This window comes from Bradyrhizobium sp. URHC0002, assembly GCF_054059515.1.
In genome coordinates this window covers 6,822,655-6,837,637 of sequence record NZ_JBSSCF010000001.1, presented here as the reverse complement: position 1 = coordinate 6,837,637, position 14,983 = coordinate 6,822,655, and the positions used below count along the sequence as shown (strand labels likewise).

Sequence of the window (14,983 nt, the reverse complement as noted above, 5' to 3'; positions counted from 1 at the left end):
GCGGCAATCCGCCACAATCCCAGTGACAAACCATAGGAGCGCAAGAACAAAGCTGCAACCAATTAGGGCAAAATCGCTAAAGAATGATGAACGCAGAGTATTAGCGATCTAAATACCACAGATAAATCAGGTAGTTATGATCGGGATGGAGCCTTGCTGAGGCTTTCTACCGCCGCCGGCAGATCGCGCATGTGGCCGATCAGCCGGTCGGGCTTCAATTCGGCGATCGGCACATCGGTGTAGCCGAACTCGACGCCAATCACGGGAATGCCGGCCCGCCTCGCCACGCCGACGTCGGGGCCGGCGTCGCCCACCATGATGGTCGCCGCCATATCGCCGCCCGCCCGCGCCACCGTCTGCTGCAGGATGATGGGGTCCGGCTTGGAGACGCCGAACGTGTCGGCGCCGCAGATGGCGGAAAATCGTCCGCTCAGGCCCAATTGGTCGAGCAGCCGCTTCGACAGCCATTCCAGCTTGTTCGTGCACACCGCGAAGCGGAAGCCCTGTGCCGCGAGCTGATCGAGGGCGGCTTCCAGCCCCTCGAACGGCCGCGAGGCATCCGCAATGTGGGCGGCGTAATAGTCGATGAAATTCTTCATCAGCCGGTTGACGTCTGCGACGCTCATCATGCGGCCTTCCAGTTCGAGCCCGCGTTCGATCAACTTGCGGGCGCCGGCGCCGATCATGTTGCGCGCCGATTTCATAGGCACCGGCGGCACGCCTTCACGGTCGAGTGTGAAATTGAGCGCGGCGATCAGGTCGGGCGCGGTGTCGACGAGGGTGCCGTCGAGGTCGAAGACAACGGTGCGGGGAAGGGTCATGGGAATTCGCTAGCGGCAGGCAAAGCATCATGCAAGTAGGGAAGTTCAAATCCCCGGAGGAACCGCCATGCGAGAGCTTGCCGGCAAGACAGCCTTTGTGACCGGCGGAGCCGCAGGCATCGGACTTGCGCTCGGCCGGGCGTTTGCTCAATCCGGCATGAAAGTGATGCTGGCCGATATCGAGGCGGATGCGTTGCAGGCCGCCGTCAAAAGCCTGCAGGAAATCTCACCGGATATAAGCGGTACCATCTGCGATGTGGCCGACGCGGCAAGCGTCGAGCGTGCGGCGCAGGCCTCATTCGATGCATTCGGCCATGTGCACGTGGTCTGCAACAATGCCGGTGTCGCTGCCGGCGGCGGAATCGACCACATCTCGCTGGATAATTGGCGATGGGTGATCGACGTCAACCTGATGGGCGTGCTCCACGGCGTCAAAAGCTTCCTGCCGCACATCCGCGCCCATGGAGAAGGCGGCCATATCGTCAACACCGCGTCGATGGCGGGTATGCAGAGCGATTTGGGATTCAGCCCTTACGGGGCGAGCAAATTTGCCGTCGTCAGCATGTCGGAGGGGCTTGGCCTGCGGCTCAAGCCGCACGGCATTGGCGTCAGCGTCCTTTGTCCAAGCTATGTCCGCACCCGCATCGGCGAGAGCGGGCGCAACCGGCCGGAACGCTACGGCCAGTCGCAGCCACTCGATACCGCCGCTCCGGCGGGAGCCATGGTGGCTGAGATCGCGAGACAGATCGAGGCGGGGCTCGATCCTGCCATCGTCGCAACGCGCGTGCTCACCGCAATCCGGGAAGACCAACTCTACGTTTTTACGCACCCCGGCATGCGTGCCGAGGTCGAGGCGCGATTTGCCGCCATTCTGGCCGCGATGGACGGGGTTTCACCCCCATAATCTTCCTCACGCAAGACCTTAAGTGCTGTTCCCAAGGCCCAAACGACGCTAGATATGCGCCCGCGGATCGGCGGATTTCAGAGGCATTCGGCACGTGGATATGGACGAACTTAAGCGGCAGGCGGCGGCACAGGCGCTGGAGCATGTGCAGGATGGCATGAAGCTCGGGCTCGGCACCGGCTCGACCGCCAAGCATTTCGTCGATCTGCTCGGCCAGAGGGTTGCCGGCGGGTTACGCGTGGTGGGTGTGCCGACGTCGGAAGCGACCCGCGCCCAGGCCGAAGCGTGCAAAATTCCGCTGACCACGCTCGATGCGGTCGACCGCCTTGATCTCACCGTCGACGGTGCCGATGAGCTCGATGGCGCGCTGAACCTGATCAAGGGCGGCGGCGGCGCGCTGCTGCGGGAGAAGATCGTGGCGGCGGCCTCAGATCGCATGATCGTGATTGCCGACGATACCAAATGGGTCGATGTTCTCGGCCGTTTCCCCCTACCTGTAGAGGTGATTCCGTTCGGGCTGGCCGCCACCCAGCGGGCCATGGCCACGGCATTTGCTCAAAGCGGCGTTTCCGGGCAAATGGGGCTCCGCAAGGGCAGGGACGGCCACGTTTTTGTCACCGATGGCGGCCACTGGATTGTCGATGCCCATCTCGGGCGCATCACGGACGCGCCGCGTCTGGCGGGCCTGTTGAGCCTGATCCCGGGTGTCGTCGAACACGGGTTATTCATTGGCCTGGCCAGCATCGCCGTCCTGGCAGGTGTTCAGGGAATTCGCGTAGTTGAACGGCGGTAACGCCGGTAATCGAGGAGAATTGGAATGAAGAGCCTTTCACGGATTTTGTCGGCGGCCGGCCTTGCAGTGGGACTGGCCCTGACCGCCGTTCCGGCCGACGCGCAGCAGAAGAACGCGCCCGCAGCGCCCACGACCGCCCTCAAGCCGGGTTCGCCGGCGGCGATCGCTGCCGCCAAGGAGATCCTGGCGATGAAGAACGCGTCGGCGATGTACGCCGCCGCTGTTCCGAATCTCGTCGAGCAGACCAAGAACGCGCTGCTGCAGAGCAATCTGAACTATCAGAAGGATCTCAACGAGGTCGCCATCATCGTTGCGAAGACTCTTGCCGGCCGCGAAAAGGAAATCGGCGAGGGCATGGCGCAGGTCTACGCCAACGAGTTCACCGAGCAGGAGCTGAAGGATCTCGTCACCTTCTACAAGTCGCCGCTCGGCCAGAAGCTGCTGGCGAGCGAGCCCCGCGCCATCCAGTTCAGCATGTCCTATATGAACCAGTGGGCGCAGCAATTTGCCGAAGTCATCAACGGCCAGTTCCGCGCCGAGATGAAGAAGCGCGGCAAGGATATCTAAAATAAGCATAGCGTTTTCGAGCGAAGTGGGAATCGGTTCGCGTTAAGAAAACGCGTCGAAACAAAAAGGAAATCGGATCCAGACGTTGCTGGATCCGATTTCGGGGCGGGGTTGATATGGCTGAGTTCGACGTCGATCTCTTCGTCATCGGCGGTGGTTCGGGCGGCGTTCGCGCCGCCCGCATTGCGGCCGGCTACGGCGCCAAGGTCATGGTCGCCGAAGAATACCGGATGGGCGGCACCTGCGTGATCCGCGGCTGCGTGCCGAAAAAGCTGTTCGTGATCGGCTCGCACGTCCGCCACGAGATCGCGGACGCCGCCGGCTTCGGCTGGACCATCTCGGACGTCTCCTTTGATTGGCCGACGCTGGTTGCCAACAAGGACAAGGAGATCGCCCGCCTCGAAGGCATCTACGCCGCCAATGTCGAGAAATCAGGCGCGCGCATCGCAAAGACCCGCGCGGTGCTGGAAGACGCCCACACGCTGCGGCTGATGACCGGCGAAAAGGTCACCGCGAAATACATCCTGATCGCGACCGGCGGCGCGCCCAACCACGGCCGCGAAATCCCCGGCATCGAACACGTCATCTCCTCGAACGAGGCGTTTCATCTCACCGAATTGCCGAAGCGCATCGTGATCCAGGGCGGCGGCTATATCGCGCTGGAATTCGCCGGCATCTTCGCCGGCTTCGGCTCCGACGTGACCGTGATCTACCGTGGCGACAACATCCTGCGCGGTTTCGACGAGGACGTCCGCAAGCACGTGCGCGCCGAGATGGAGAAGCAGGGGATTACGATCATCACCGGCTGTACCATCGACAAAGTGGACAGGCACGGCAACGAATTCACCACGCATCTGTCCAGTGGTTCGAGCATCGCCTCCGACAAGGTGATGTTCGCGATCGGCCGGCACCCGAACGTCGCCAATCTCGGGCTTGAGAAGGCCGGCGTCGCCATCAATCCGGCGAATGGCGGCATCGCCGTCGATGCCTGGTCCAAAACCTCGGTCGACAACATCTACGCGATCGGCGACGTCACCCATCGCACCAATCTGACACCGGTCGCGATCCGCGAGGGCCACGCCTTTGCCGACACCGTGTTCGGCAAGCGCCCCGTCGAGGTCGACCACGCCACCATCCCGACCGCGGTGTTCTCGCAGCCCGAGGTTGGCACCGTCGGCCTGACCGAAGCGCAGGCGCGCGCGCAATTCAGTCACGTCGATATCTACAAAGCCGATTTCCGCCCGATCAAGGCGACGATGTCGGGCCGCGACACCCGTGTGCTGATGAAGCTCGTGGTCGACGGCACGACGGATCGCGTGCTCGGCTGTCACATCGTCGGCGACGCGGCGGCTGAAATCGTTCAGGCGGTCGCCATTGCCGTGAAAATGAAGGCGACCAAAGCCGATTTCGACGCGACCATTGCGCTGCATCCGACAGCCGCCGAAGAGCTGGTGACAATGCGGACGCCGACGGCGCGGCATGTAAGGCAGGCGGCGGAGTAGGCTTCGCCGTGCGCGTGGAGGCGTAGCCCGGATGAGCGAGGCGAGATCCGGGGTGCTCCGTCCCGCATATCGCTTTGCTCATGCGGGCTACACGTTTGAACAAATCGCGCCCAGGCGCGTTGATGCAGATGGCGAAACCTGGATCATCATCTGCCGGGCCGATGCGAACGCAACCGCTGGCGCGTGATTCGATGCAGCCGACCCAGCCGCTTATGCCGTCGGCGGGCAGGGAACCGAAGTTGCAGGACCGTCCGTCGCGAACAAGTCCGTCGAGAGCGGGACAAGTCGACGCTGCGAAAGCGAAAATTTCCCGCCGAAATTCGCTCCGAAAGCAGCGCGACGCGCTGAAGAATTAGGACCGAGCCAGCAGTCAGTTTCGCGAGTCAATATCGCGATCGAGATCGCGAAGATAAGACAGCCCGTGCACCGTGAGCCGGTGCGGGTCTTTTTCACCTTCAAGATAGATCTTCATCAGGTGCTTCGAGAGGCGCTCCCTGGTACCCTTGATCGCGGAACGATCGGCGAGGGTTTCGTAGATGCTTAGCGCGCGGTCAACGGGGAGGAGGTCCATAGGCGTGTCTCGTCGGCTGTATTGAAATGTTCAAAGAGCTAAGGCCGGCTCTCCTTGATTGTTCCGAGATGAGGTCCAGCACTGTGCTGTAATTTTGGGCCCGGGACTGCCCAAGCCGACCTTCGCGCCTGTTGGGGGATAGGACTGGGTCCTCCCACGAGCACGCCCCGGTATGAGCGTACGGACTACCGATGCCCGCCGCGCTCTGCTAACGGTGTAACCCAGCCTTCAAGAACGGAGTTATACGAACAATGATCGAAACAATCGGTATCGTAGGTGCGGGAACCATGGGCAACGGCATCGCGCAGGTGTGTGCCGCGGCCGGTCTCCCCGTGGTCATGACCGACATTTCCGATGCCGCACTCACGCGCGGCATGTCGGTCGTCTCGAACAGCCTGGAGCGGCTGGTCAACAAGCAGAAGATGACCGATGCCGACCGGCAGGCCGCGTTGGCGCGGATCACGACGAGCACGGACACCGCGAAGTTTTCGACCTGCGATCTCGTCATCGAAGCGGCGACCGAGAACGAAGAGTTGAAGGTGAAGATCCTCAGGGATCTCTGCGCAAAACTGCAGCCGCGGGCGCTGCTCGCCACCAACACCTCCTCGATCTCGATCACCAAGCTCGCCGCGGCGACCGATCGCCCGGACCGCTTCATCGGTCTGCACTTCTTCAATCCGGTGCCGTTGATGGCGCTGTTGGAATTGATCCGCGGTTTGCAGACGTCCGACGATACCCATGCCAAGGCCGAAGCCTTTGCAAAGCGGATCGGCAAGGTTTCCATAACGGCGAAAAACAGCCCGGGCTTTGCGGTCAACCGCATCCTCTGCCCGATGATCAACGAGGCGATCTTTGCGCTTCAGGAAGGCATCGCCACGGCGGAAGACCTCGACGCCGGCATGAAGCTCGGCTGCAACCATCCGATCGGCCCGCTGGCGCTCGCTGACATGATCGGTTTGGACACCATGCTGTCGGTGATGGAAGTCTTCTATCAGGGCTTCAACGATCCGAAATATCGCCCCGCGCCGCTGCTGAAGGAAATGGTCGCTGCCGGCCATCTCGGCCGCAAGACCGGACAGGGGTTTTACAGCTACGGCAAGTGAAGGTCGCGGGAGGGTAGGGTCGCCGCGAAATGGCAGCCATGCAGGAACAATCCACGAAGAACGCTGTTGGGCGCGCGTCTGCCCCGCCACCAGCGTTTTGTGGAGTAATCGATGCTAAAGCCCTTTCTTGTCGCGTCGGCGTTCCTGCTCGTCTTTTCTTCCATTCAGGCAGAGGCGCGCCCCCAACATCGGCATCACGGTTACCGGGGCTGGTGCGGCAGCTACTTAAGCAAATATCTTGGAAAACCGGATCGTCGCCTTGCGCTCGCGCGCTCCTGGGCGAGCGAAGGCATGAACGCCGGGCGCCCCGGAATCGGCGTGGTGGTGGTCTGGTCTCATCACGTCGGGATCATTACCGGACAAACACCCGACGGCCAGTGGATCGTCCATAGCGGCAACGATGGCGGCGCGGTTCGTACGCGAGCCCGATCGCTCGCCCGCGCGATAGCGTTCAGACGCGTCTAGCGAACACAACACGAGCACGCGAAGTCGTTTCAGCTTCGTAGCCCGGATGATGAGCGCAGCGACATCCGGGACCACGCCAACACCGCCCCGGATATCGCTTCGCTCATACGGGCTATAAGCTTCGCTCGCAACGCAGAGAACCTACTCCCCCGCCTCGATCCACTCCGCCGCCCCGCGCCACAGCGTGTCGCGATGTTCGGGCCGGAAGAAGCCCATGTGGCCGATCCTGCTCGCGCCGGTATCGGCGGGCGTCACCGTGACGATCTCTGGCTTGATCGTGGTAAACCCCGAGCAGAGCAGTTCGACCGCGGGCCGCGTCGCCCAGGGATCGTCGGACATGCACAGCGCGCGCAACGCGCCCTGGTATCTCGGAAAATTCTGCAGGGCTTCGAGCCTGGAATCGTCGAACAGGTAGCGCGGGCTCATCACCCAGCCGACCCATTGCAGAAACGCGTCCTTCGGCAAATCCATGCCGAGGCCGGCCTTGCCTGGCATGTAGCCGAGCGTGCGGGTGAGGGGGACGCCGATAAAATTCAGCATCGCGTAGACGCGGTAGCGCTCCGGCGAGGCCATCAGCTTCCAGTAGCCGGCCTGGGCCGCAATGAACAGCGCGCGCGAAATCTCCGAATTGTTCGGTAACAGGCCGAGCGCCTGGCCGCCGAACGAATGTCCGACGTAGGCGAAGGGGAGCGCCTTGTAGCGCTCGCGCATCCAGGCGACCGCAGCCGTAACATCCTGTGCGGCCCAGTCCGACATCGAGGCCTTGAAGCCGACCAGCGATTTCGGCTGGTTGAAGCCGGTCAGCGCCTGCTGCCTGCTATCGCCGGTGCCGCGATAGTCGTAAATCAAAACCGCGCAGCCGCGCTTGGCGAGATAGCCGGCAAAGCCCCGGTAGAGCTTGCGGGGGATCGCGGTCGCCGAATTGATCAGGACGGCGTGGCGCTTGGCCCCGCGGGGCAGAAACAGCGTCGCGGCAAGGGGGTATCCATCCGTCGCGGGCACCGTGATATCGTCGCTGAATACGTCGTCTTCCCCCGGCTCGGCCACCGTGTTCTCCTGCCAGCTTTTGCGAGCGGCGACAGCAAAAGCGAAATCGGCTTTTGCCGCAAGGGCTTGTCAGGACTACCGGAAATCTAACTGGCGGTGAGCGTAAGGCCTGTGTATAAGGCGGCCTTCACAATCGCTTGTAAGTTGCGGTTTTTGCTCAGGAGTTAACGTCATGTCCGAGCGGTGGACGCCCGATAGCTGGCGCACTAGGCCGGTGCTGCAGGTGCCCGATTATCCCGATGCCAAGGCATTGGCCGACGTCGAGGCGCAGCTCGCCACGTTTCCGCCGCTGGTGTTTGCCGGCGAGGCCCGCAACTTGAAAAAGTCGCTGGCGCGGGTCGCCGCGGGCGAAGCCTTCCTGTTGCAGGGCGGCGATTGCGCCGAGAGCTTCGCCGAGCACGGCGCCAACAACATCCGCGATTTCTTCCGCGTGCTGCTGCAGATGGCCGTGGTGCTGACCTATGCCGGCGCGCTGCCGGTAGTGAAGGTCGGCCGCATCGCCGGGCAATTTGCAAAACCGCGTTCGTCGAACACGGAAAAGATCAATGGCGTCGAGCTGCCGAGCTACCGCGGCGACATCATCAACGACATTGCCTTCACGGCGGAGTCGCGGATCCCTGATCCGCAGCGCCAGCTGATGGCATATCGTCAATCGGCGGCGACGCTGAACCTGCTTCGCGCGTTTGCGACCGGCGGCTTTGCCAATCTCGGCAGCGTGCATCAGTGGATGCTCGGTTTCCTGAAGGATTCTCCGCAGTCGCGCCGCTACAAGGAACTGGCGGACCGTATCTCGGACGCGCTGAATTTCATGCGCGCCTGTGGCCTCGATCTCGAAAGCCATCCCGAATTGCGCGCCACCGATTTCTACACCAGCCACGAGGCGCTGCTGCTGGGTTACGAGCAGGCCTTTACGCGGGTCGATTCCACCACCGGCGACTGGTACGCGACCTCGGGCCACATGATCTGGATCGGCGATCGCACCCGCCAGCTCGACCACGGCCATGTCGAATATTTCCGCGGCATCAAGAATCCGATCGGCCTGAAATGCGGTCCGTCGCTGAAGCCGGATGAGCTCTTGAAGCTGATCGATATCCTCAATCCCGACAACGAGTCCGGACGGCTGACGCTGATCAACCGCTTCGGCTCCGACAAGGTCGGCGATCATCTGGCGCCGCTAATCCGCGCCGTGCAGCGGGAAGGGCGCGTCGTCGTCTGGTCCTGCGATCCCATGCACGGCAACACCATCACCTCGACCTCGGGCTACAAGACCCGCCCGTTCGACCGGGTGCTGTCGGAGGTGAAGTCGTTCTTCGCCATCCATGCCGCCGAAGGCACGCATGCCGGCGGCGTCCACCTGGAAATGACCGGGCAGGACGTCACCGAATGCATCGGCGGCGCCCGCGCGATCACCGACGAGGACCTCAACGACCGCTATCACACGGTCTGCGATCCCCGCCTCAACGCCGAGCAATCGATCGACATGGCCTTCCTGATCGCCGAACTGCTCAAGCAGGAACGCGCTGGCAAGGAAAAGCCGATGCCGGCCGCAGCGGGACTTTGACTTGCTGCGACTCTGGCGGGCCACGATCAACACCCGAAACGGACTCGCCTTTGCGATCCGGTCGGAGCAGGCTGTCCGCGAGGAAATTTTCGCGCTGGCGCTTTCGGTGCCGCTGGCCTGGTTGATCGGCACGACCGCCATGCGCAGCCTGGAACTGGTCGCGGCCGTCGCCTTTGTCCTGGTGGTCGAACTGCTCAACACCGCAATCGAAAAGCTCGCCGACCGCCTCACCACCGACCACGATCTGAAAATCGGCCAGGTCAAGGACATGGGATCGGCCGCCGTCGGCGTGGCGCTGCTGATGGCCGGCGCATTCTGGCTGTTTGCCATCGCTGAGCGCATAGGCGGTTTCTAGATATGCGGTACTGATCTGGATCAGAACCGCATATCTAAGTTTTTGTTTTGACGCGTTTTCTTTACGCGAACCGGTACCCACTTCGCTTGAAAACGCTTTGAAGCGAGCATTTGCAGTTTGCTCTTGTGCAAGGCACCATCGCTCCCATGACCGAACCAACCTTCAAGATCACGCTGGCGCAGTTGAACCCGACGGTCGGCGATGTCACCGGCAACGCCGCCAAGGCGCGCGCCGCGCGTGACAAGGCCAAGGCCGACGGCGCCGATCTGCTGGTGCTGCCGGAACTGTTCATCACCGGCTATCCGCCGGAAGACCTGGTGCTGAAGCCCGCGTTCCAGGCCGCCTGCCGAGCCGCCGTCGAGGAATTGGCGCGCGAGACCGCGGGCGGCGGGCCCGCGGTGCTGATCGGCACGCCCTGGGTCGAAGACGGCAAGCTCTATAATGCCTGCGCGCTGCTCGATGAGGGGCGCATCTCGCTTCGTTTCAAGGCGAACCTGCCGAATTATGGCGTGTTCGACGAAAAGCGCCTGTTCGCGCGCGGTCCTGCCGCGGGTCCGGTGATGGTCAAGGGCGTCCGGGTCGGCGTTCCCATCTGCGAGGACATCTGGCTCGAAGAGTCCGAGGAGTACGAAAACATCGTCGAATGCCTCGCCGAGACCGGCGCGGAAATTCTGGTGGTGCCGAACGGCTCGCCCTACGCGCGCGACAAGAACGATCTCCGGCTGTCGGTCGCGGTCGCTCGCGTCACCGAGAGCGGCTTGCCACTGGTCTATCTCAACCAGATCGGCGGACAGGACGAATTGGTGTTCGACGGCGCGTCGTTCGCGCTCAACGCCGATCTTTCGGTCGCGGCGCAACTGCCCGCCTTCGAGGAGAGCATCGTCACGCTGCACTGGACCAAGGGCGCCGACGGCTGGCGCTGTTCCGGGCCGGTCGTACCGCTGGTCGAGGGCGACAAGGGAGATTACGCTGCCTGTGTGCTGGGCCTGCGCGATTACGTCCGCAAGAACGGATTCCCCGGCATATTGCTCGGCGTCTCCGGCGGCATCGATTCCGCGCTGTGCGCCGCGATCGCGGTCGACGCGCTCGGCGCCGAACAGGTCCGCGGCGTGATGCTGCCGTTCCGTTTCACCGCGCAGGTGTCGCTCGATGATGCCGCCAAGCTCGCGAAAGCGCTCGGCTTTCCCTACGAGGTGCTGCCGATTGCCGATGCCGTGAACGGCTTTGAAAAAATCCTGTCCGGTCCGTTCGCCGGCCTGCCGCGCGACATCACCGAGGAAAACCTGCAGGCGCGCACCCGCGGCACGCTGTTGATGGCGATTTCGAACAAGACCGGCGCGATGGTGGTCACGACCGGCAACAAGTCGGAAATGTCGGTCGGCTACGCCACGATCTATGGCGACATGAACGGCGGCTTTAATCCGATCAAGGACATCTACAAGACCGAAGTGTTTCGGTTGTCGAGCCTGCGCAACGAATGGAAGCCCGACGGTGCGCTGGGGCCATCCGGAGAGGTGATTCCGGTCAACATCATCACGCGGCCGCCGACGGCCGAGTTGCGCGAGAACCAGACCGACCAGGATTCGCTGCCGCCCTATGAGGTGCTCGACGCCATCCTCGAGCGGCTGGTCGAGCGCGAGGAGCCGCTGGCCTCGATCATCGCGGCCGGTTTCCCGGCTGACGTGGTGACGCGGATCGACCGGCTGCTCAACGTTGCCGAATACAAGCGGCGGCAGGCGGCGCCGGGCGTCAAAGTGACGGAAAAGAACTTTGGCCGCGACCGCCGCTATCCCATCACCAACCGCTTCCGCGACAACGGCAAGGCGCTGCCCGCGCCCGACGAAAAACTGGTCGCCCGCGCCGGCCGTGCGTCGGCGGAAGCGTTCGAGGGGTAAAGCGGCTCTACTGCTTCGGCGGGATGAAGGTTGGGCCCACCGTGCGGACCTTTTCCTTGTCGGCGGCGGCCGCAGTCGTATCGGCCGGGGCGGTTGTTGTAGCCGGTGCGGCGGCGGTGCCGGCAGGCGCTGCGCCCTTCTTGGGCGGTGGCGGCGCGCCCTTCGGCTGCGCGCGCTGCTGCATCCGCTTCGCGCTCTCCTCGGTGACGATGATGTCGCCTTGTTCGACGCCGGCCCGGTCGTCGACCGATTTCAGCGCTTCCGACCAGGTCTGGCCTGCGGCCTTGCAGGCGCAGGACGCGGAGAACTCGGTGCGGAATTTGAATGCGTTCGGCAGCGACGAATAAGGCTGACCGCTGATCGAGACGGCCTGATTGATGTCCTCGCCGGGATTGCGGTAGGTGAACAGCGTCGCTTCCGTCGCCGGGCAAAGCGCCTTGCAGGTCCGCTCGTCGTCCTGAAATCGCTGCTGGTAGGTGGCGAACGACACCGGGAAATAGCCGCCGTCGCAGGTGCGGACGCAGACGGTGCGGAAGGTGCCGGACGGTGCGCCAAAATCGGCGCTGGGGGGCGGCAGCGTGTTGTTATTGTTGTTGCCGAACAGGCTGTCGATGAAGTTGCCGGGACCGCGCGCGGCAGCGGCATATTGCGGGCCGCAATTGTTCTGCGCGAGCGCCGTCAGCACCGAGCGGCGCTGATTTTCGCGGTCGGCGCCGCCGATGCCGCCGCTGCGCAAGCGCTCCAGGCTGGTGGTGATCTGGTCGAGATTGGCGCGCATCTGCTGAATCTGGTTGTTGACCGGACCGCACTGGGCGGAGCGGCCGTTGAACAGCGAGAAGAAGCCCGAGCTTTCGCAGCCCATCCGCTTGGCCTGCAGCGTGACCCGATCGAATTCAGCCTGTTGCTTGGCCTGGGCCTCCTGATAGCGGCGGATCTGTTCATCCTTGGCGGGGTCGCCGGTGCCGGCGCCGCGGTCGATGGTCGCCAATTGTCCTTCGAGCCGGATGCAGATCGGATTGCCCTGCGCGCCCTGCTGCGGCGGGGCATCCTGGTTCATCTGCGCCATGGCGTCGTCGTTCGTCTGCGCCAAAGCGGGCGCGCCCGGGGCGATGCCGAGCAGGACGGCGCAGGTCAAAACCCGAAGGGACAGGGCAGCGTTGCGAATTTCCAGCATATCCGGCCACGAGAGAACTGATCCGCGCGGCTTGTCAGCCTGATATGGCGCGGCCAAGGCAGCGTTCTGCAACCAAGTTCGCATCCAATACCTGCTTCTCGGGGCAGCGTCACGTCGTTTCCGGGGCGCAGGTGTGGCACACCGGCCCTTGATTCCACGGTATAATCGGCGCTAGCGCTGGCAGGTGATGGCGACGTATTCGCCGCAGACCGACCCTGAGCACCGATCGCCGCCGCTCGGAACCGCGCCGGTGATTTCGTCGGGATCGACGCGGCGATAGGCGGTGGCTTGTGCAAATTCCCGTGACTGGCAGTAGGAGCGGGCGGCATGGGCGCCACACTTGTCGCCTCTGGCCAGACACTGGTCGACGCCATAGCCGTCCGCCTGGTTGGCGACGATGAAAACGCGGCTGTCGGCGTAAGCGGCCGAGGCGGCGAGCAGGAACGCACTGGCAATGAGTGCTGAGGAAAGTCGCATGGATGACACCGGCAGGGGATGAGGAACCGCCCTCACGAATAGGCCCAAAGCGTTAATAATGATTAACCATGAGCCCGCAGGTGGCAGGAATGGCGGGGGTCGGCGGCCTGATCGGCCCCGAATCGGGCACAAGCAAGGCCTTGACGACGTCCCACCGATACCGCAATGGTGGAACCATGAACGGTATCCTCGCCATCTGCAGCATTTGCCGCGAGATTATTAGCTAGCGATTCGCTGGCTGAGGCCGTCTTTTCTCCCAACCGAGATCACTGGACGCCCGGCCGCAACGGATGGGTATTCCATGGAACTGCGCCTCTACGATACGTTGACCAAGGAGAAGCGGCCGTTCACGCCGATCGATCCGAATAACGTCCGCATGTATGCCTGCGGACCGACGGTCTATGACTTCGCCCATATCGGCAACGGTCGCGCGGCGATCGTGTTCGACGTGTTGTTCCGCGTCTTGCGCCATCGCTACGGCGCCGACCATGTGACCTATGTCCGCAACATCACCGACGTCGACGACAAGATCAACGTCCGCGCCGCACGCGATTATCCGGGCGTGCCGCTGAACGAGGCGATCCGCAAGGTCACGGAACAGACCTATCAGCAATATCAGGACGATGTCACCGCGCTCGGCTGCTTGGCCCCGACGGTGCAGCCGCGCGCGACCGAACATATTCCGGAGATGCGGGCGATCATCGAGAAGCTGGTGGCCGGCGGCTTTGCCTATGTCGCCGAAGACCACGTGCTGTTCTCGCCGCAGGCGATGAACGAAGCCAATTCCGTGATGCCGCGCTACGGCGCGCTGTCGAAACGCTCGCTCGACGAAATGATCGCGGGCGCCCGCGTCGACGTCGCGCCCTACAAGCGCGACAACACCGACTTCGTGCTGTGGAAGCCGTCGAAGCCGGGCGAGCCGTCATGGCCGTCGCCATCGGGAATCAAGGCGGAAGGCCGCCCCGGCTGGCACATCGAATGCTCGGCGATGGCCTGGAAGCATCTCGGCGAAAAATTCGACATTCATGGTGGCGGTATCGATCTGGTGTTCCCGCACCATGAGAACGAACTCGCGCAGACCTGCTGCGCGTTTCATTCCGACCGCATGGCGAATGTGTGGATGCACAACGGCTTCCTGCAGCTCGAAAGCGAGAAGATGTCGAAGTCGCTCGGCAACTTCTTCACGATCCGCGAATTGCTGGCTGATTGGCCGGGAGAGGTGTTGCGTCTGGGCATGCTCAAGACGCATTACCGCTCGCCGCTCGACTGGACCCTGAAGGGTGCGGAAGAGAGCGCGAAGACGCTCGACGATTGGTATGCGGTTGCGGCCGACGCCGAGGGCGGCCAGCCGTCGCCGGCCATGATCGAGGCGCTCCATGACGATCTCAACACAGCGCAGGCCATGGCTGTTCTGCACGGCCTGCGCAATGCGGCGGCGTCGGGCGGCGACCTTGAACGCGGCGAGTTTGCTGCCTCGCTCCGGCTGCTCGGCTTCCTCTCGATGAGCGCCGCGGCCTGGAAGGGACGCAAGCAGCAGGAGAGCGGCGTCGATCCGCACCAAGTCGATCGCCTGATTGCGGAGCGCGCAGCCGCGCGCGCGCGAAAGGACTTCAAGGAGTCCGATCGTATCCGTGACGAACTTGCCGCCATGGGCGTCGCCATCAAGGATGGCAAGGATGCAGACGGAAAACCTGTAACCACCTGGGAGATCGCGTGATGGATAAGCCCGATACGCCGTTCCCAAAACA

Annotated in this window: 15 protein-coding genes; 10 read left to right on the top strand and 5 right to left on the bottom strand. The window is 63.2% G+C overall.

Annotated features, from left to right (window positions below; translation table 11 throughout):
- Positions 1–134: 134 nt before the first annotated feature.
- Positions 135–821: a phosphoglycolate phosphatase gene (gene gph / locus ACVWVY_RS33455; protein WP_456630381.1), complete on the bottom strand. Its 687-nt coding sequence runs from the start codon at positions 819–821 to the stop codon at positions 135–137.
- A 67-nt stretch (positions 822–888) separates the two neighbouring features.
- Between gph and ACVWVY_RS33450 the strand changes: the two genes are divergently transcribed.
- From ACVWVY_RS33450 to gor, 4 genes are all read left to right on the top strand, one after another.
- Positions 889–1,725, top strand: coding sequence for an SDR family NAD(P)-dependent oxidoreductase (locus ACVWVY_RS33450; protein WP_456630380.1), 837 nt, complete (start codon positions 889–891; stop codon positions 1,723–1,725).
- Positions 1,726–1,819: 94 nt separating this feature from the next.
- Positions 1,820–2,518, top strand: a complete 699-nt coding sequence (gene rpiA, locus ACVWVY_RS33445; protein WP_456630379.1) for a ribose-5-phosphate isomerase RpiA — start codon at positions 1,820–1,822, stop codon at positions 2,516–2,518.
- 24 nt (positions 2,519–2,542) lie between these two features.
- Complete coding sequence (locus ACVWVY_RS33440; RefSeq protein ID WP_456630378.1) at positions 2,543–3,085, top strand: DUF2059 domain-containing protein; 543 nt, start codon at positions 2,543–2,545, stop codon at positions 3,083–3,085.
- 116 nt (positions 3,086–3,201) lie between these two features.
- Complete coding sequence (gene gor, locus ACVWVY_RS33435; protein WP_456630377.1) at positions 3,202–4,587, top strand: glutathione-disulfide reductase; 1,386 nt, start codon at positions 3,202–3,204, stop codon at positions 4,585–4,587.
- Positions 4,588–4,957: 370 nt separating this feature from the next.
- Here gor and ACVWVY_RS33430 read toward each other — a convergent pair whose 3' ends face one another.
- Complete coding sequence (locus ACVWVY_RS33430) at positions 4,958–5,158, bottom strand: hypothetical protein (RefSeq protein ID WP_456630376.1); 201 nt, start codon at positions 5,156–5,158, stop codon at positions 4,958–4,960.
- 251 nt (positions 5,159–5,409) lie between these two features.
- Here ACVWVY_RS33430 and ACVWVY_RS33425 point away from each other — a divergent pair, with 251 nt between their 5' ends.
- Together ACVWVY_RS33425 and ACVWVY_RS33420 are read left to right on the top strand one after the other, a co-directional pair.
- Positions 5,410–6,261: a 3-hydroxybutyryl-CoA dehydrogenase gene (locus ACVWVY_RS33425; protein WP_456630375.1), complete on the top strand. Its 852-nt coding sequence runs from the start codon at positions 5,410–5,412 to the stop codon at positions 6,259–6,261.
- Positions 6,262–6,372: 111 nt separating this feature from the next.
- Positions 6,373–6,726: a hypothetical protein gene (locus ACVWVY_RS33420; RefSeq protein WP_456630374.1), complete on the top strand. Its 354-nt coding sequence runs from the start codon at positions 6,373–6,375 to the stop codon at positions 6,724–6,726.
- A 141-nt stretch (positions 6,727–6,867) separates the two neighbouring features.
- On the opposite strand, the gene ACVWVY_RS33415 is transcribed toward ACVWVY_RS33420, so the two are convergent.
- Complete coding sequence (locus ACVWVY_RS33415; protein WP_456630373.1) at positions 6,868–7,773, bottom strand: alpha/beta hydrolase family protein; 906 nt, start codon at positions 7,771–7,773, stop codon at positions 6,868–6,870.
- 172 nt (positions 7,774–7,945) lie between these two features.
- Here ACVWVY_RS33415 and ACVWVY_RS33410 point away from each other — a divergent pair, with 172 nt between their 5' ends.
- The 3 genes from ACVWVY_RS33410 to ACVWVY_RS33400 all read left to right on the top strand — a co-directional run bounded on the left by ACVWVY_RS33410 (position 7,946) and on the right by ACVWVY_RS33400 (position 11,584).
- The gene (locus ACVWVY_RS33410; RefSeq protein WP_456630372.1) at positions 7,946–9,334 is read left to right on the top strand and encodes a class II 3-deoxy-7-phosphoheptulonate synthase; all 1,389 of its coding nucleotides are present in this window, start codon (positions 7,946–7,948) and stop codon (positions 9,332–9,334) included.
- 1 nt (position 9,335) lies between these two features.
- A complete protein-coding gene (locus ACVWVY_RS33405; RefSeq protein WP_456630371.1) occupies positions 9,336–9,689 on the top strand; it encodes a diacylglycerol kinase in 354 nt (117 codons plus the stop codon).
- A gap of 146 nt (positions 9,690–9,835) precedes the next feature.
- Positions 9,836–11,584, top strand: coding sequence for an NAD+ synthase (locus ACVWVY_RS33400; protein WP_456630370.1), 1,749 nt, complete (start codon positions 9,836–9,838; stop codon positions 11,582–11,584).
- A gap of 7 nt (positions 11,585–11,591) precedes the next feature.
- Here ACVWVY_RS33400 and ACVWVY_RS33395 read toward each other — a convergent pair whose 3' ends face one another.
- Entirely contained in the window at positions 11,592–12,758 is a 1,167-nt protein-coding gene (locus tag ACVWVY_RS33395; RefSeq protein ID WP_456632374.1) for a DUF2865 domain-containing protein, read from the bottom strand.
- A gap of 171 nt (positions 12,759–12,929) precedes the next feature.
- Entirely contained in the window at positions 12,930–13,235 is a 306-nt protein-coding gene (locus ACVWVY_RS33390; protein WP_456630369.1) for a hypothetical protein, read from the bottom strand.
- A 301-nt stretch (positions 13,236–13,536) separates the two neighbouring features.
- Between ACVWVY_RS33390 and cysS the strand changes: the two genes are divergently transcribed.
- Positions 13,537–14,952, top strand: a complete 1,416-nt coding sequence (cysS, locus tag ACVWVY_RS33385) for a cysteine--tRNA ligase (RefSeq protein WP_456630368.1) — start codon at positions 13,537–13,539, stop codon at positions 14,950–14,952.
- Positions 14,953–14,983 lie beyond the last annotated feature (31 nt).